The following is a 16,709-nucleotide window of genomic DNA, read 5'->3' on the forward strand; positions in this document are numbered from 1 at the left end:
TCTCAGACCTCGATCCGCGTCAGGTCCTCGCCGAGCACGACCGGGCCCGAATAGTCCTTTTGCACATCCGCGAGCAGCGCGCTCAGCATGGTGTCGTCGGTGCGCGGCCGGTGATGGGTCAGCGCGAGCTTCTTGACGCCGGCCTTGGCCGCGACCTTGCCGACGGTGTCGCCGCAGGCGATCGTGTATTTCGCAAGCCGGCGGAAATGCTCGTTGTTGATCTCGGGCGTTGCGAGAAAGCAGACCTGGACGAGCAGGTCGGCACCTTCGGCCAGCCGTTCGAGGCCGGGGCAGGGGACGGTGTCGCCGGAAATCGCAATGATCTTGCCCTCCGCCTCGAAGCGGTAGCCGAGGCACATCCAGCGCGCGAGGAAGGCCGGCGACATGTCGAGGCCATCGCCATGCGAGACCAGCTCGGCGCTGATCTTCCAGCGGCCGGTGTCGAGGACGGGACCTGGAACGATGTCGGTTGCGACGACCGGTTTCCATCCGCCGAAGCTCGGCTCGCCCTGATCGCGCCAGGCGATGTCCTTGTCATAGACCTGCGTGACGAGCGTGTTGACGAGCCGTTCGGTATCCGGCGGCCCGAAGATGCGCAGCTCGTCCTTGCGCCCCTGCATCCATGAATTGAGCATCACATCGTAGAGGTCGCCGATATGGTCGAAATGGTGGTGGGTGAGAAAGACCGTGTTGATGGCGCCGAGCGGCACGCCGGCCTTGCTGAGCTGCACCATCACGCCGCGGCCGGCGTCGAACAGGATGTTCTCCTCGCCGAGCTTGATCAGCGTGGTCGTCGCCATGCGGCGCGGGTCCGGGCGCGGGCCGCCGGTGCCGAGCAGGATGACCTCCATGCGCCTACTCCGATGTGAAGCCGGGAACGCACAGTAGATACGAAGGCTGCGGCGAAGCAAGCCGCATCAAGCTGCGGCGGGCGTGCGTTCAGTGCACGCCGGTCGCGGTGGCGGCGACGACAGGGCGGATCGCCGGGCGGGTGGAGGCCGATGAGGTCAGGCGCTGGGCCAAGTCCTGCGTGTGGCGCTCGACCAGATGCCAGGTCGCGCGCGCGAGGAGATAGCTGAGCGCGATGGTGACGACGTAGGTCATCAGCAGCGAGGCCAGCCCGTCCGCGAGCGGCCAGACCCGGTGCAGAGCGTAGGTCACCGCGAAGTGCGACAGATACATCGAATAGGAGTTGCGGCCGAGCGCCTCGATCGGCGACCAGTGGACCGCGAAGCGGATGCAGCCGGCCACCATCGCGCCGAGCACGAGGTTGATGATCAGATAGTTGAATTCGTGCGCGCCGGTCGCGCGATTGGCGAAGAAGGACAGCACGACGAAGACGATGAAGATCGCGCCGTCGGATCTGGTGAAGCCGTCGCGCAGTGAGAAGAACAGCGCACAGCCGATCAGGAAGACGGGCAACTGATTGAGGAAGCTGATGTGGAGTGTGCTCCAGACGAAGGAGGCGTGGGCGGGGCCGTAATAGGCCGAGAACAGTTCGAAGGCCCACGGCTTGAACAGGCAGACATTGACGAGGTGCAGCAGAAGCGCGAGCGCGAGATAGAGACTGCGGCGCGATCCGAATGCGGTGATCAGAAGCGGGAAGACGAGATAGAACGTCATCTCCGCCGCAATCGACCAGTCGCCCGGCACGACGCTGTTGACGCTGTCGGGCCAGAAGCCGTGCAGGAACGTCGCGGTCAGGATCACCTGGAGCGGCCCGATTCCGTTGGGCGCGTTGTAGCTCGGCCCCGTGCCGTTGAGGACGAGATAGACCGGGATCGCGAGCCAGAACAGCGGCGCGATGCGCAAGGCACGCCGGATGTAGAATTTGCGCGTCGGGCTCGTTTCGCCGGCGCGCTGCGTCCACATCAGGCACATCGTCATCGCGCTGACGAAATAGAACACGTTGACGCCGGTCCAGCCGCACATGAACGCGTAGTCGATTGCGTGGATGTTCGATGGAAATGATTGCGAGACGTGGATCGCTATCACGCCGAGGATGGCGAGCCCGCGCAGGAAGTCGAGCGTGTGCGAACGACTGAAGGGCGTTGCGCCTCGTTCGCTTCGACCGGCGGCCAACCGGGCCTGCCCCTGCATAACGCCTGCTCCGTGGTTTCGCATCTGCGAGCGGAGACAATAGAGGCGCGGCCGGCTTTTCCGAAGCTGAAGGCCGTCTTTACGTTAACCGGTGGTTGAATCTGGAGCCGAATGTTCGGGCTCGCTGCCTGGCCGGCTCGACGCCGCCTCGCGCGAGCCAAGTGTCGGGATGGTGCGCGGGATGAGAATTGTGGGCCAATTCATACTTAATGCTTCAAGACCATGACCAATATTGTTTGGGCACGACAACACGCTTAGTATTCCAGCAGGCAATTCGGGGGCTCGAACCAGTTGTGAATGTACGTTCACAGGACGGCGCGCTGCGCGACGACTTGGATTTTCAGGCCGGGCCGCAAGCACACAGGACATCCAGGACCGGTACTGATTCCGCACTTCAGGAATTGCGTCCGGCTGGCCGGGAGCGGCTGATCGTCGTGGAAGACGATCCGGTGACGCGGACGATGCTGGTCGGTTATTTCAGCGAGAACAATTTCGACGTGGTCGGCGCCGGCTCCTGCGCGGAGTGCCGCCAGGCGCTGCGCGCGCGCACTGATCTCGTCTTCCTCGACGTGCAGCTGCCCGACGGCGACGGCTTCGAGCTCGCCAAAGAGATCCAGGCGACCAGCAACGCCGGCATCATCTTCGTCACCCGCCGCGATACCGACGTCGATCGCATCCTCGGCCTCGAGATCGCCGGGGATCACTATGTCACCAAGCCGATCAATCTGCGCGACCTGCTTGCGCGTGCGCGCAGCGTGCTGCGGCGGCGCTCGATCGATCGCAAGGCCGCGCGCAACCACAATTCGATCGCCTTCGGCGACTGGATCATCGACCTGACGCGGCGCGAGCTGCTCGGCAGTGACGGCAAGCCGGTGGCGCTGACGCGCGCCGAATTCGACCTGCTCGCCGCGCTGGTCGGCGCCGACGGACGGCCGCTCAGCCGCGACTACCTGATCGAGGTCGTCAGCAACCGCCAGGCCGAGGTCGATATCCGCACCGTCGATGCGCTGGTGGCGCGGCTGCGCCGCAAGCTGGTCGGCAGCGGCACGCCCGTGATCGCGACGGTCACCGGCGTCGGCTACAAGCTCGCGCTCAGCGAGCGGCTGTAGGGCATCATCCGGAAAAGTGCGCAGCGGTTTTCCGACAAGATCATGCTCAAACAATAACCTGAAGCGCACAGGAGGCATCGCGGTCAGCGCGATGCGACCCGTTTCCACTTCGCCTCGATCCGCGCCTTGATGAGGCTGACCCTCGCTTCATGCGCGGCCCAATAGGCGCGGCTGGCGGCCGCCGAGCCCTGACGGTAGCGTGCATAGACGTCCTTTGGACGTGTCGGCACCTTCGGCGCTTGCGCTATCTTTGTTGCCTTTGCTGCCGATGCTGCCGGAGCGGGCGTAGCCGCCGCGGGAGCCGGATCCGAAGCCGTAGCGCCGCCCTCCAGAGCTGCCGAGTTCATCGCGACAAGACGGTTGCGGGCGCGATTGCAATAGACTTGCGAGCGCGCCGTCATCGCCTCCTCGCCATGACCTGCCCGATATTTCATCAGGGCGCGGCAGAGATCGCCGCCGGCGAGGCGCCATGCGCGGGCGAGATAAAGCACGCCGTAATGGATGTTGATGTCAGGCTCGGCTAGCTCCGTATTGTTGCCGCGGAACCCCAGCATGGCGGCGGTCTCGGGCCGCACCTGCATCAGGCCGATTTCGCCGACGCTGCCGATCACGGCCGAATTGTATCCGCTTTCGACGAAGACGACGGCCTCTGCGATGTCGGCAGGCAGGCCGGTCTTCGCGGTTTCCCGCTCGATGATCTTGCGGATCTCGGCGCGGGACGACGGCGTTTCGCCGGCGCCAAGCTCCGTCATGCTCTCCGAAGCCGCCGGTGTCGTGCGCGGCTCGTCCGGCGTGCCGTCCTTGGCATGCGCGCAGATCGGAACCGACAACAGCAGGGCGACCGCGGCGTATCTCCACGTCGCGTCACGTTGGAAGCGTGTCCGATCACCTCGCATGGGCCTGTCATAGGGCTTCGAAGTTAACAACGGGCTTCGGGCGGGAAGGTCCCTTATCGCGCGCGGGCGCTCTGATCGGTGGCCGGAGCCAGGTGGTCGTCGACCGCATAGAGCGTGCAGGTGGGCGACCATTTCATGCAGGCGGCGAGGGAATCGCGCTGGGCGTCGTCGACGGTCGCGCGTCCCGCCCGCCAGCCGTAACCGCCGTTCGGCGACACCGCAAACGCCTTGTGCGGCATCGTCGAGGCGAGATAGCGCGCGAACTCGGCGCGCGCGGCCTCGTTGAGCCGGCTCGGCGGCGGCAGCGGATCGGGCAGGCTCAGGACGTCATGGCCGAGCCCGCGCTCGCGCAGGAAGGCGTCGAGATACGGCGTCCATTGCGGGCGGCCGACCACCGAATAGAGATAATGGCCGTCGTCGCCATAGGGCGGTGCCGCAATGAATTTTGCGTTGCCGCCACCCGCGCGAAACCCGTCATAGAGGCGGCGCGCGAGATCGGGACCGAAGAAGGAATCATTGGTCGCGTAAACCCACAGCATCGGCACGCGCGAGGTTTTGCCGAACGTCGCAAAAGCCTGCACCAGTCCATCGGGATTGCAGACGTCGTCGTCGTCGCGCGAGCCGCGGCCGCCAGCAAAGCTGATCGCGGCGACGAGGCCGGGCGGCGCCTGCGCGGTCAGCGCGACGGTGGCGAGCCCGCCGGCGGAATGACCGGCCGCGATCATGCCTGACGTCGTGACGTCGCTCCGGCGCGCCACCGCATCGATCGCGGCGCGCAAATCCGCTACCGCGACCGCCGCTGCCGGCAGGTAGGCCGCGTTGGCGCAAGCGCCGACGCTGTCGACGCGCCCGCCGGGCGAGGTGCCGTAGCCGCGCCGCATCACGATCAGCGCGGCATAGCCGCGCCGGGCATATTCGAGCGCGATGCCGTAATATTTGTGCGCCGACATCGTGGCGCGGTCGTCGAAGCTGCGCGGCGAGCCGTGGCTAAGCAGCGCGAGCGGATAGCGCTTGGTCCCCGCCGGGCGGACCAGGAAAGCCTCCAGCCCCTGCGATCCGGTCTCGGCCATCGGGATGCGCAGGTCTTCCGTATAAAACTCCGCGGCATGCGCCGGCGCGCCGGCCAAGAGCAGGCCGGCGATCAACAGGAGCAGCTTGCGCGAAACAGCCATGGGACGATTCGAAGAGCCTCGGTGGAATGGACCATAGCATGATCCAGCGGATGTGCAGGCGGCCCTCCGCCCGTCATTCCGGGGCGCGCCACTTGGCGCGAACCCGGAATCCATTTGTCCGCGTCAATTGCGGCACGATGGATTCCGGGCTCGCGCTTCGCGCGCCCCGGAATGACGGATGACGGACTGAGTCTGGCGTCCCGCCTCAGGAACGCCTCACCCGTCGCGTGTGTTGTGGTTTGGCGGACACCGGGCCGATGCTATGGTATCCCGCTATCTCTGTGACGACAGGACGAGGATATTTCAGTGGCTGATGTCAATCCCGCGGCGGGCAAGCTGGTCTCGCCGGACGCGCTCACCAACATTCCGCGGCTGGTGACGGCCTATTTCGCCGGCAAGCCCGATGCCGCCGATCCCGCGCAGCGGGTCGCGTTCGGCACCTCAGGCCATCGCGGCACCTCGTTCAAGAACAGTTTTAACGAGGGCCACATCCTCGCGACCACGCAGGCGATCTGCGACTATAGGAAAGAAAAGGGGCTGACAGGCCCACTCTTCATCGGCATCGACACCCACGCGCTGGCCGAACCAGCGCTGGCAAGCGCGGTGGAGGTGTTCGCGGCCAACGGCGTCGAGATCATGATCGACAAGGACGGCGGCTACACGCCGACGCCCGTGATCTCGCACGCGATCCTCACGTACAACAAGGGCCGCACATCGGGTCTTGCCGACGGCGTCGTCGTCACGCCCTCGCACAATCCGCCCGAAGACGGCGGCTACAAATACAATCCGCCGCATGGCGGCCCGGCCGACACCGACGCGACCTCCGTGATCGAGAAGCGCGCCAATGCCTATCTCGCCGATGGTCTCAAGGGAGTGAAGCGCATCGACTACGCGAAGGCGAAGAAGTCGGCGAACGTACACGCCTACGACTTCATCACGCCTTACGTCGCCGATCTCGGCAATGTCGTCGATCTCGATCTCATCAAATCCGCCGGCATCAATATCGGCATCGATCCGCTCGGCGGCGCCGCCGTGCATTACTGGCATCCGATCATCGAGCGCTATGGCCTCAAGGCGACGGTCGTGAACGAGGCGATCGACCCGACCTTCCGCTTCATGACGGTGGACTGGGACGGCAAGATCCGCATGGACTGCTCCTCGCCTTACGCGATGGCGAGCCTGATCGCGATGCGCGACCGCTTCGACGTTGCCTTTGCCAACGACACCGACGCCGATCGCCATGGCATCGTCACGCGCAGCGGCGGCCTGATGAATCCCAACCATTATCTCGCGACCGCGATCTCCTACCTGTTCGCGCACCGGCCGAACTGGGGCAAGGATGCCGCGATCGGCAAGACCGTGGTGTCGAGCTCGATCATCGATCGTGTCGCCAAGAAACTCGGCCGCAAGCTGGTGGAGACGCCGGTCGGCTTCAAATGGTTCGTCGATGGTCTTGTCGGCGGCAGCTTCGGCTTCGGCGGCGAGGAGAGTGCAGGGGCCTCGTTCCTGCGCCGCGACGGCACGGTGTGGACCACCGACAAGGACGGCGTCATCCTCGGCCTGCTCGCCGCCGAGATCATGGCGAAAACCGGCCGCGATCCGAGCCAGCTGTTCGGCGACCTCACCGCCGAGTTAGGGGTGCCGCACTACGCGCGCATCGACGTCGCCGCCACCGTGCCGCAGAAGAACATCCTCAAATCCGTCACGCCCGAGCAGCTCGGCCTGAAGGACCTCGCCGGCGATCCGGTCCGCTCGACGCTGAGCAAGGCGCCCGGCAACGGCCAGCCCTTCGGCGGCATCAAGGTCGAGACCGATTTCGGCTGGTTCGCGGCAAGGCCCTCGGGCACCGAGGACGTCTACAAGATCTACGCCGAGAGCTTCCGCAGCACCGAGCACCTGAAGCGTATTCAGGAAGAAGCCCAGGCGGGGCTAGCGAAGGTGTTCGGGGCGTAAGCGCGCCGACGCGGAGCGCCGCGTGTCGCCTTTCCCGGCCAAAGGTAGGCCTCGCCACACCACGCGGCGTCATCGCCCGCGAAGGCGGGCGATCCAGTACTCCGCGGCGGAAATTGTCTGAACCAATGACCGCCGCGGAGTACTGGATTCCCCGCCTTCGCGGGGAATGACTTGTGGCTATATATGTATACATAATCCGCAGAAGAGGTAATTAGATACACAATTTTTGGCCTTGAACGATTCCGCGCTCCCGCTATTGTATACATAACGCATACATAAGCCCGGGAGCACGGCCCATGACAAAACCCTTCCCCATGAACGCCTGGTACGCCGCGGCCTGGGACGCCGAGGTGAAGCCGGCGCTGTTGCCGCGGACGATCTGCGGCAAGCATGTCGTGATGTACCGCAAGGCCGACGGCTCGGTGGCTGCGCTGGAGGATGCCTGCTGGCACCGGCTGGTGCCGCTGTCCAAGGGCCGGCTCGAAGGCGACACCGTCGTCTGCGGCTATCACGGTCTGAAATACAACGCGCAGGGCCGCTGCACCTTCATGCCCTCGCAGGAGACCATCAACCCGTCGGCCTGCGTGCGCGCCTATCCCGTGGTCGAGCGCCACCGCTACATCTGGCTCTGGATGGGCGATCCGGCGCTCGCCGATCCCGCGCTCGTGCCCGACATGCACTGGAATCACGATCCGGCCTGGGCCGGCGACGGCAAGACCATCCGCGTCAATTGCGACTACCGCCTCGTGCTCGACAATCTCATGGACCTCACCCACGAGACGTTTGTGCACGGCTCCTCCATCGGCAATGACGCGGTGGCCGAAGCGCCGTTCGACGTCACCCATGGCGAGAAGACGGTCACGGTGACGCGCTGGATGCGCGGCATCGAGGCGCCGCCGTTCTGGGCGAAACAGCTCGGCAAGTCCGGCCTCGTCGACCGCTGGCAGATCATCCGCTTCGAGGCGCCGTGCACCATCGCCATCGACGTCGGCGTGGCGCCAACGGGCACCGGCGCGCCGGAAGGCGACCGCTCGCAGGGCGTCAACGGCTTCGTGCTCAACACCATCACGCCCGAGACCGAGAAGACCTGCCACTACTTCTGGGCCTTCGTGCGCAACTATCGTCTCGATGAGCAGCGCATCACCACCGAGATCCGCGAAGGCGTCTCCGGCATCTTCCGCGAGGACGAGTTGATCCTCGAGGCGCAGCAGCGCGCCATGGACGAGAACCCCGACCGCATCTTCTACAACCTCAACATCGACGCCGGCGCGATGTGGTCGCGCAAGCTAATCGACCGCATGGTGGCGAAAGAGAACGCGCCGCAGCACCTCCAGGCCGCGGAGTAAACGATGGCCGAGCGTGAGGTCGACCGCTCCGTCTCGCAGACCGTGAAGGCGCAGCTCGCGCTGCGCGACCAGATCCTGTCGGGGTCCTTGCGTCCCGGCGAGCGCATCTCCGAGCTCCAGGCGGTGGAGACGACCGGCGCCTCGCGCACGCCGGTGCGCATGGCGCTGGTACGGCTGGAGGAGGAGGGGCTGCTGGAAGCGATCCCGTCCGGCGGCTTCATGGTGAAGGCGTTTTCGGAGCGGGACATCTCCGATTCCATCGAGCTGCGCGGCACGCTGGAAGGCCTTGCCGCGCGCTTCGCCGCCGAGCGCGGCGTCTCCGCGCGCGAGCTCGAGCCGCTGAAGGAATGTCTTGCTGCGATCGACGAGCTGCTGCGGCAAGTGCCGATCTCGATCGAGGCCTTCTCGTCCTATGTCACGCTCAATGCGCGCTTCCACGCCCTGCTCACCGAATTGTCGCGCAGCCCGCCGCTGATCCGGCAGATCGATCGCGCCTCGGCGCTGCCGTTCGCTTCGCCAAGCGGCTTCGTGATGGCGCAGTCGGCATTGCCCGAAGCGCAGCAGATCCTGATCATCGGGCAGGAGCACCACCGCGTCGTGATCGACGCCATCGAGAACCGCGAGGGCGCTCGCGCCGAAGCCGTGATGCGCGAGCACGCCCGGCTCGCCGTCCGCAACTTACGGCTTGCACTGCGCAACCGCACCCATCTCGATCTCTTGCCGGCGCTCGCGCTGATCAAGACCGCAACCGACTGAGGGCAGTCACCATGCGCTTCGTTGAGACCTGGATTCCGGCAACGCTCGTCGAGACGCGCGATCTCGCCCCCGGCATCCGCGAATTCCTGATCCGCCCCGATCAGTTCGACGGCGCGGCCTATCCGGTCGGCAGCCATATCAATGTCAGCGTCACCATCGACGGCTCGCCGGAGACGCGGTCGTATTCGCTGGTCGGCGAAGCCACCTCGCGCGGCCTGCGCATCGCGGTGCGCCGCGCCGAGGATTCCCGCGGCGGCTCGCGCTACATGTGGCAGCTCGCGCCGGGCGCGCGGCTCGACATCACTCAGCCCGCCTCGTTGCTCGCAGTCGACTGGGCCCGCCAAAACTACTGCCTGATCGCCGGCGGCATCGGCATCACCCCGATCCTCGGCGCCGCCCAGGCACTGGCCCGGCGCGACGCAAATGTCACGCTGCATTATGCCATGCGCTCGCGCGGCGAGGCCGCCTATCTCGACGATCTCGGCGCGATGCTCGGCGATCGCCTGGTCGTGCATGCGAGCGACGAGGGCCAGCGGCTCGATCTCGACGCGCTGTTCGCGTCCTTGTCGCAAGGCTCGCTCGCGCTGTTCTGCGGCCCGATGCGGATGCTGGATGCCGCGCGCCATGCCTGGATCGGCGCCGGCCATCCGCTGCCCGATCTGCGCTACGAGACCTTCGGCTCCAGCGGCACGCTGCCGACCGAAACCTTTCGCGTGCGATTGAAGGACTCCAACGTCGAGCTCGAAATCCCGCGCGAGCGCTCGATGCTCGACGTGCTCAACGCCAGCGGACACGACGTCATGTACGATTGCAAGCGCGGCGAATGCGGCCTCTGCGCCATCGACGTCGTCGCTGTCGACGGCGAGATCGACCACCGCGACGTCTTCTTCAGCGACCATCAGAAACAGAGCAACCAGAAGATCTGCGCCTGCGTCTCCCGCGCGCGGGGCACCATCACCGTGGACACGCTGCTGCGGACGGATGCGGTCTAAGCAGGGCGTTCGGCCATCCATACGCCGCGCCTGAAAGCGGAGCCGCCCCACGATCCTTCAGCTATCAGGCGCGCTTCCCGCCGACCGAGATAAACGCCATGAGGCAGGGTTCCGGCAACGGGTTGCGCCAGCGATGGCGCGTTCCGTTCTGGACGATGCAGTCACCTTGGCGCAAATGGACCTTCTGCCCGTCGTCCAGTTCCAGCGTCATCTCGCCACGAACCACGACCCCGTAGTCGATGGTGTCCGACGTGTGCATTCCTGGCGTGCCGCGCTCGAAATGGTCTCCCATGCTGGGGATCTTCTCCGACATTTCCCTGAGCCCGCTCTCGAAAGTCACTCCAGGTGGCGGCTTCCAGCCTTCGGGACGCTTCGGCGGATACGAGATGAGACGAAACATCGTGCCGCCGGGGCCCGGGAAGGCTTTCGTTCCCTTCAACATCGGATCCGGCTCTCGGCCGGTGAGGTCTGGCACGCCCTCGGTCATATAGAGTTCGTAGAAAGTCAGTCCCGGATTTGCATCGATCTCAACCACCTTCGGCGTCACGTCGAAAGACTTCAGCACCGACTTGCCGGTCTGGTCGCGGCCGGTCAGCGCACGTCTTGGAGGCGGCAAATCACTCGAATCCCTTGCTTCGGCCGGGTGTGACATTCCGCCCAGCGCGCTGCCGGTCACCAGGACGGACAGCGCCTGCAACATGTGTCGCCGATGGCTGCCTTCGAATTGTTCGGAAGCTGGCTCCGCGTCATCCCGCGAGCTTTTCTTGTGCCGTTGCCACAAGCGCCAAAGGAAGCTGCTCACCATGCGGTATCCCCCGTTGGCCGCCGACAACCTGCCTTCACGGCCACAATCTAGGCGCGTAGGCATTGCAATGCTATTCGGCTTTGGTCGGGGATGCGCGCGTGTTGATGACGACCAGGCGGGGCGATGCTGGCCTTACGCTCGGAAGCTGACGTTCGTGAGCAAGCGCTCTTACGCCGCAAACGTCGCCCGAAGCTTCTTGGTCTCCAGCAGCGCCATTACGCCATCGGCCTGCACCGGCCGGCTGATCAGATAGCCCTGCACCTCGTCGCAACTGATCTGCCTGAGATATTCGAGCTGGTCCGCGGTCTCGACGCCCTCCGCGACCACGCCGATGCGCAGATCGCGCGCCAGCGAGATCACCGACTTCACGATCGCGGCGCAGTCGGGCTGCACCAGCATGTCGCGGATGAAGGACTGGTCGATCTTGATCCGGCTGAACGGCAGCTTGCGCAGGTAAGTCAGCGAGGAGAAGCCGGTGCCGAAATCGTCGAGCGCCACAGTGATGCCGAGCTCGAGCAGCGCATTCAGGATCGACGCCGCCGAGCCGTATTTCGACAGCAGCATCGATTCCGTGATCTCGATCTCGAGCCGGTCAGGGGCGACCTTGGCATCCGCCAGCGCCTGCACGATGGTCTGGAGAATGCTCGTGTTGTGAAACTGCGCCGCCGAAAAATTCACGGCGACGCGGATGTCCTCGGGCCAGTCCGCCAGCGTTGCACAGGCGCGGCGGATCACCCATTCGCCGATCTCGTGGATCAGCCCGGTCTCCTCGGCGATCGGGATGAACTCGCTCGGCGGCACGAGGCCGCGCGAGGGATGCTGCCAGCGCAGTAGCGCCTCGAAGCCGGTGATGCGGTTCTCGTCGAGATCGAGGAACGGCTGGAAGGCGAGGAACAGCTCGTTCCGTCCGACGGCGCCTGCGAGGTCCGATTGCAGCGCCTTGCGCTCGCGCGATGAGCGGTCGTCGCTGGCCTCGAAGAAGCACACGGTGCCCGGGCCGGCCTTCTTGGCGCGGTAGAGCGCAGTGTCGGCATTCTTCATGATGTCGAGCGCAGCGCTGCCGTCGCGCGGCGCCAGCACGATGCCGACGCTGGTCGCGCCGACGAACTGGCGGCCCTCGATCTGGAACGGCTCGGTGAAGGCGGCAACGAAGCGCTCGGCGATCTCGAGCGCGTCTTCGGGGCGCGCCAGATTGGCCATCAGCAGCGCGAACTCGTCGCCGCCGATGCGCGCGACGTGCTCGGCCGCGCGGGTGCAGCGTTGCAGGCGGCTTGCGACCTGGACCAGGAATTCGTCGCCGGCGGGATGGCCGAACTGGTCGTTGACCTCCTTGAAGCGGTCGAGGTCGAGCAGCAGCACCGCGAACTCCTCGCCGGACAAAGCGAGGCGCTTCAGGGCGGCATCGAGCGTCTCGTTGAAGGCGACGCGGTTGGGCAGCTGGGTCAGCGGGTCCTGCCGCACCGTGCGCTCGGCCTCGATCTGCCGCATCACGCGCCGCGCGAAGGCGAACGAATTCACGAACACGCCGCGCAGCAGCACGCTGCCATAGACCACGACGAGAAAGGCGATCAGCAGGAAGGCGAGGTCGCCGTTTCGTCCCAGGCAAATGGCGATCCCGATGAAGATAGGCGCGGTGAAAGCAATGGCCGCGATCGGAATGGTGGCGAAGGCCAGCGCGCCGCCGGCCAGCATGCCCGAGCAGAGACAGGTGATGACGAGCTGGCCGCCGGTCGAGGCATTGGCGAAGAAGGCGACCGGGACGATGCCCCAGGCGGTTCCGAGCACGAAGGCGTTGCGCACCAGCCGATGGATCGCCCGGCGCGAGACGAATTGCGGTTTCGTGATCCGGCGCGCGGCGCGGGATTGCAGGCCGAATGCGATCGCGGCGCCGGCGACAGCGACCGCCCAGATCAGGGCAGGGATACGGTCCGGCGACTGCCACAGCGCGATCGCTAGCACGACGGCGTTGCAGGCATTGGCTAGCATGATGCCGACGGAATAGCCGAGCACCAGCGACATTTGTTCGGCGCGGATATGGCCGGCCACGGCTTCGTCGGTTGCAGGACCGCCAAAGGCCGACAGATCGCCGGCAAACAGCCGCGCGAAATAGCTGGTCGTTTGAGTCCGCATTCCAGAGCCTAGCAGCATGAGCCGATTGTCCGGCTCGATCCGGAGAATTCGCCGTAAAGATTTGACGAACTATGAATTATCCACGCTTGCGAGGTCCGGCGTGATCACTTCTAGGTGGCAAAGATCGCATATCGATAACAAATCGATACAAATGCGGGCCCGCGCGTTACGGCTGTAACGGAAGGGCAATCTTCGCCACCATCTCCACTGCCATGCCCCGCCTAGTGCGCAATTGCGCACGGGGGCGGAGCATCCAGTACGCCGCGGTCTGCCGGTTCAATCACGACCGTCCCGGTGTACTGGATCGCCCGGTCAAGTGTTTAGTCCGGAGACGGATTGTCGGGGGAATGTTTGCGAGCTGGGACGACCGGGAGATCGAGCATCTTGTGCGCCTGATGCGCAAGCTCGCCGACGCGATGACCGCGCCGGGCGAACCGGGCTGAAAACGACTAGGAGGGGGGCGTCACCGCCCCAACTGCTTCGGGTCGTAATAGAACCGCTCTTCGATCAGCTCGTCGCCCCGCCAGGTCTGCCACGCGATCTCTTCCAGTGTGCGCGTGATGCCTTCGGCATTGGTGAAGCTGAAGATCCAGCGTGAGGCGACGTTGTCGCCTTCGATCAGGCTCGGGCCGACCCGCACGGCCTTGACCTCCTTGAAAGCGGCCAGCACGCCGCGCTCCTTCGCCGCCAGCTTGTCCCGGCCGACCGTCGGGGCCGCGTTGTTCTCGTAAGTGGCGACATCGGGCGTGTAGAATTGCTCGATCGCCCCGACGAAATCCCCATCCTCCAGACGCTGCGCAAAGGCTTCGACGACGTCACGGCTTGGCATGGCACACCTCACGAATGAAACCGACTGGCAGTCGGTAAATACCGACCGATAGTCGAAAAGTCAACTGGTGACCCGCGGAGAATTCGATTACAGCCAGATGAGTGAGACGCAGCTAGCGCTCAAGCGACGGTGCGTTCCCTCCCCCATTGCGGGGGAGGGCTAGGGAGAGGGGTAGCCCAGCAAAGAGCGCCAATTGTCGAAGATGCACGAGGCGGGTGCGCCCTCGATGGAATCCCCGTGTGGTACCCCTCTCCCTGCCCCTCCCCGCAAGGGGGAGGGAACGGAGAGACCGCCGCCGATCGCCGAACTCTCTTCGACTTCAACCCATCACGCGATAAACGAGACCCATGGCAAAACAGGCGGAGCGGCGGGCGGCGACGACGGAGGCGATCCTGACGGCGGCGCGCCGGCTGTTCGGAACGCACGGCTTTGCCGCCACCACCATGGACGAGATTGCGGAGGCTGCCGGCATCGCCAAGGGCGCGGTCTATCATCACTTCAAGACCAAGGAAGCGGTGTTCGAAGCCGTGTTTGATCTTGTCTCGCGCGATCTCGTTGCCGAGATCGACAGGGCCGCGCGGGCGGAGAAGGACGTGCTCGCCGCGATGGTCGCTGGCACCCAGCATTATTTTGCCGCGACCGCCAAGGGAGCGACCGGCCAGATCATCCTGCGCGACGGCCCGGCCGTGCTCGGCTGGGAGCGCTGGCGCGAGATCGACGCGCAGCATTTTGGCGGCAAGATGCCGCGCGCACTCTCGGCCGCGATGGAGGCCGGCCTGATCGGACGCCAGCCGGTCGAGCCGCTGGCGCGGCTGCTGCTCGGCGCGGTGACGGAGGCCGCGGTCGCCTGCGCCGGACGCGCCGACATCGCAAGGGCCGGCGCGGAATATGCCCGTGCGTTCAGATCGCTGGTCGAGGCGCTGCGTCTGCGCGCATGATTGTGCTAGTGACGAAACGGAAACGCCCACACCAACAAAAAGAACAGTAGCGCATGAACGCAAATTCCGCCCTCACACGGTCCGATACTGAGTTCGATTACATCATCGTCGGCGCCGGCTCGGCCGGCTGCGTGCTCGCCAACCGCCTGTCGGCGAACGGCAAGCACAGCGTGCTGCTGCTCGAGGCCGGTCCGAAGGATTCCAACATCTGGATCCACGTGCCGCTCGGCTACGGAAAGCTGTTCAAGGAGAAGACCGTCAACTGGATGTACCAGACCGAGCCGGAGCCCGAGCTGAAGGGACGGCAAGTGTTTCAGCCGCGTGGAAAAACGCTGGGCGGCTCGAGCTCGATCAACGGCCTGCTCTATGTCCGCGGCCAGCACGAGGACTATGACCGCTGGCGCCAGCACGGCAATGCCGGCTGGGGCTATGACGACGTGCTGCCCTATTTCAAGAAGGCCGAGAACCAGACGCGCGGCGCCGATCAGTATCACGGCACGGGCGGGCCGCTGCCGGTGTCCAACATGATCGTGACCGATCCGCTGTCGAAGGCTTTCATCGACGCCGCGGTCGAGACCGGTCTGCCCTATAACCCTGACTTCAACGGCGCGACGCAGGAAGGCGTCGGCCTGTTTCAGACCACGACGCGCAACGGCCGGCGCGCGTCCACAGCGGTGGCCTATCTCGGTCCGGCGAAGACCCGCAGCAACCTCAAGATCGAGACCGAAGCGCTCGGCCAGCGCGTGCTGTTCGAGGGCCGCCGCGCCGTCGGCGTCGCGTACCGCCAGGGCGCGACCGTCCGCCGCGCGCGGGCGCGGAAGGAGGTCGTGTTGTCGAGCGGCGCCTACAACTCGCCGCAGCTCTTGCAGCTCTCCGGCGTCGGCCCCGCCGATCTCCTGCGCAAGCATGGCATCGATGTCGTGCTCGACGCAGCTGGCGTCGGCCACGACCTCCAGGACCACATGCAGGTCCGCATCGTGATGCGCTGCTCGCAGCAGATCACGCTCAACGACACCGTCAATCATCCGCTCCGCCGCACGCTGGCCGGCGCGCGCTACGCGCTGTTCCGGAAAGGCTGGCTGACGATCGCGGCCGGCACGGCCGGCGCCTTCTTCAAGACCAATCCACGGCTGGCCTCGCCGGACATCCAGGTCCACTTCCTGCCGTTCTCGACCGACAAGATGGGCGAGAGGCTGCATGATTTTTCCGGCTTCACCGCGTCGGTGTGCCAGCTCCGCCCCGAGAGCCGCGGCTCCCTGCGGATCCGAAGCGCGGACCCGACCGTGCCGCCGGAGATCCGCATCAACTACATGTCGACCGAGACCGACCGCACCACCAACGTCGAAGGCATCAAGATCCTGCGCAAAATCTTGAATGCGCCGGCCCTGAAGCCGTTCGTGGTGAACGAGTACGATCCCGGCGCGAAGGTATCCACGGATGCCGAGATCCTGGATTATTGCCGCGACCGCGGCAGCACCATCTACCATCCGACCTCGACCTGTCGTATGGGCAACGACGCGCTCGCGGTGGTGGACCAACGGCTGAAGGTAAGGGGGCTCGACGGCCTTCGCGTCGTTGACGGCTCGGTCATGCCGGACCTCGTCTCGGGGAACACCAACGCGCCGATCATCATGATCGCCGAAAAGGCGTCGGACATGATATTGGAGGATGCGCGCTAAATTC

General features: G+C 65.4%; 14 protein-coding genes. 7 read left to right on the top strand and 7 right to left on the bottom strand.

Annotation, left to right across the window (positions count from 1 at the left end; translation table 11 throughout):
- Positions 1-2 precede the first annotated feature (2 nt).
- Both WN72_RS11555 and WN72_RS11560 read right to left on the bottom strand, forming a co-directional pair.
- The gene (locus WN72_RS11555; RefSeq protein WP_092218160.1) at positions 3-851 is read right to left on the bottom strand and encodes an MBL fold metallo-hydrolase; all 849 of its coding nucleotides are present in this window, start codon (positions 849-851) and stop codon (positions 3-5) included.
- 88 nt (positions 852-939) lie between these two features.
- Complete coding sequence (locus tag WN72_RS11560) at positions 940-2,100, bottom strand: acyltransferase family protein (protein ID WP_027564256.1); 1,161 nt, start codon at positions 2,098-2,100, stop codon at positions 940-942.
- A gap of 293 nt (positions 2,101-2,393) precedes the next feature.
- Between WN72_RS11560 and WN72_RS11565 the strand changes: the two genes are divergently transcribed.
- On the top strand, positions 2,394-3,209 hold the full coding sequence (locus tag WN72_RS11565; protein WP_027564257.1) for a response regulator transcription factor: 816 nt from the start codon (positions 2,394-2,396) through the stop codon (positions 3,207-3,209).
- Between the two features lie 83 nt (positions 3,210-3,292).
- On the opposite strand, the gene WN72_RS11570 is transcribed toward WN72_RS11565, so the two are convergent.
- Positions 3,293-4,105 (bottom strand): lytic transglycosylase domain-containing protein, encoded by an 813-nt coding sequence (locus tag WN72_RS11570; RefSeq protein ID WP_092218159.1) that lies wholly within the window; start codon positions 4,103-4,105, stop codon positions 3,293-3,295.
- A gap of 53 nt (positions 4,106-4,158) precedes the next feature.
- Complete coding sequence (locus tag WN72_RS11575; protein ID WP_092218158.1) at positions 4,159-5,277, bottom strand: alpha/beta hydrolase family protein; 1,119 nt, start codon at positions 5,275-5,277, stop codon at positions 4,159-4,161.
- Positions 5,278-5,583: 306 nt separating this feature from the next.
- Between WN72_RS11575 and pgm the strand changes: the two genes are divergently transcribed.
- From pgm to WN72_RS11595, 4 genes are all read left to right on the top strand, one after another.
- The gene (gene pgm, locus WN72_RS11580; protein ID WP_092218157.1) at positions 5,584-7,230 is read left to right on the top strand and encodes a phosphoglucomutase (alpha-D-glucose-1,6-bisphosphate-dependent); all 1,647 of its coding nucleotides are present in this window, start codon (positions 5,584-5,586) and stop codon (positions 7,228-7,230) included.
- Positions 7,231-7,526: 296 nt separating this feature from the next.
- Complete coding sequence (locus WN72_RS11585) at positions 7,527-8,576, top strand: aromatic ring-hydroxylating dioxygenase subunit alpha (protein ID WP_027564261.1); 1,050 nt, start codon at positions 7,527-7,529, stop codon at positions 8,574-8,576.
- 3 nt (positions 8,577-8,579) lie between these two features.
- Positions 8,580-9,332: a GntR family transcriptional regulator gene (locus WN72_RS11590; RefSeq protein ID WP_027564262.1), complete on the top strand. Its 753-nt coding sequence runs from the start codon at positions 8,580-8,582 to the stop codon at positions 9,330-9,332.
- Between the two features lie 11 nt (positions 9,333-9,343).
- Entirely contained in the window at positions 9,344-10,324 is a 981-nt protein-coding gene (locus WN72_RS11595) for a PDR/VanB family oxidoreductase (protein WP_092218156.1), read from the top strand.
- A gap of 64 nt (positions 10,325-10,388) precedes the next feature.
- Here WN72_RS11595 and WN72_RS11600 read toward each other — a convergent pair whose 3' ends face one another.
- From WN72_RS11600 to WN72_RS11615, 3 genes are all read right to left on the bottom strand, one after another.
- On the bottom strand, positions 10,389-11,129 hold the full coding sequence (locus WN72_RS11600; RefSeq protein ID WP_244553880.1) for a cupin domain-containing protein: 741 nt from the start codon (positions 11,127-11,129) through the stop codon (positions 10,389-10,391).
- Positions 11,130-11,297: 168 nt separating this feature from the next.
- A complete protein-coding gene (locus WN72_RS11605; RefSeq protein WP_092218154.1) occupies positions 11,298-13,259 on the bottom strand; it encodes a putative bifunctional diguanylate cyclase/phosphodiesterase in 1,962 nt (653 codons plus the stop codon).
- 463 nt (positions 13,260-13,722) lie between these two features.
- Positions 13,723-14,088: a nuclear transport factor 2 family protein gene (locus WN72_RS11615; RefSeq protein ID WP_092218153.1), complete on the bottom strand. Its 366-nt coding sequence runs from the start codon at positions 14,086-14,088 to the stop codon at positions 13,723-13,725.
- Between the two features lie 347 nt (positions 14,089-14,435).
- On the opposite strand from WN72_RS11615, the gene WN72_RS11620 reads away from it, so the two are divergent.
- Together WN72_RS11620 and WN72_RS11625 are read left to right on the top strand one after the other, a co-directional pair.
- A complete protein-coding gene (locus WN72_RS11620) occupies positions 14,436-15,026 on the top strand; it encodes a TetR/AcrR family transcriptional regulator (protein ID WP_027564267.1) in 591 nt (196 codons plus the stop codon).
- Between the two features lie 53 nt (positions 15,027-15,079).
- The gene (locus WN72_RS11625) at positions 15,080-16,705 is read left to right on the top strand and encodes a GMC family oxidoreductase (RefSeq protein WP_092218152.1); all 1,626 of its coding nucleotides are present in this window, start codon (positions 15,080-15,082) and stop codon (positions 16,703-16,705) included.
- Positions 16,706-16,709 lie beyond the last annotated feature (4 nt).

Origin of the sequence: Bradyrhizobium arachidis (assembly GCF_015291705.1) — a bacterium.
In the GTDB taxonomy this organism is placed as follows: domain Bacteria; phylum Pseudomonadota; class Alphaproteobacteria; order Rhizobiales; family Xanthobacteraceae; genus Bradyrhizobium; species Bradyrhizobium arachidis.

Excerpts from the sequence above, each read along its gene's own strand:
- WN72_RS11555 (WP_092218160.1), bottom strand. The coding sequence starts at position 851 with ATGGAGGTCATCCTGCTCGGCACCGGCGGCCCGCGCCCGGACCCGCGC.
- WN72_RS11560 (WP_027564256.1), bottom strand. The coding sequence starts at position 2,100 with ATGCAGGGGCAGGCCCGGTTGGCCGCCGGTCGAAGCGAACGAGGCGCA.
- WN72_RS11570 (WP_092218159.1), bottom strand. The coding sequence starts at position 4,105 with ATGCGAGGTGATCGGACACGCTTCCAACGTGACGCGACGTGGAGATAC.
- WN72_RS11575 (WP_092218158.1), bottom strand. The coding sequence starts at position 5,277 with ATGGCTGTTTCGCGCAAGCTGCTCCTGTTGATCGCCGGCCTGCTCTTG.
- WN72_RS11585 (WP_027564261.1), top strand. The coding sequence starts at position 7,527 with ATGACAAAACCCTTCCCCATGAACGCCTGGTACGCCGCGGCCTGGGAC.
- WN72_RS11590 (WP_027564262.1), top strand. The coding sequence starts at position 8,580 with ATGGCCGAGCGTGAGGTCGACCGCTCCGTCTCGCAGACCGTGAAGGCG.
- WN72_RS11595 (WP_092218156.1), top strand. The coding sequence starts at position 9,344 with ATGCGCTTCGTTGAGACCTGGATTCCGGCAACGCTCGTCGAGACGCGC.
- WN72_RS11600 (WP_244553880.1), bottom strand. The coding sequence starts at position 11,129 with ATGGTGAGCAGCTTCCTTTGGCGCTTGTGGCAACGGCACAAGAAAAGC.
- WN72_RS11605 (WP_092218154.1), bottom strand. The coding sequence starts at position 13,259 with ATGCGGACTCAAACGACCAGCTATTTCGCGCGGCTGTTTGCCGGCGAT.
- WN72_RS11615 (WP_092218153.1), bottom strand. The coding sequence starts at position 14,088 with ATGCCAAGCCGTGACGTCGTCGAAGCCTTTGCGCAGCGTCTGGAGGAT.
- WN72_RS11620 (WP_027564267.1), top strand. The coding sequence starts at position 14,436 with ATGGCAAAACAGGCGGAGCGGCGGGCGGCGACGACGGAGGCGATCCTG.
- WN72_RS11625 (WP_092218152.1), top strand. The coding sequence starts at position 15,080 with ATGAACGCAAATTCCGCCCTCACACGGTCCGATACTGAGTTCGATTAC.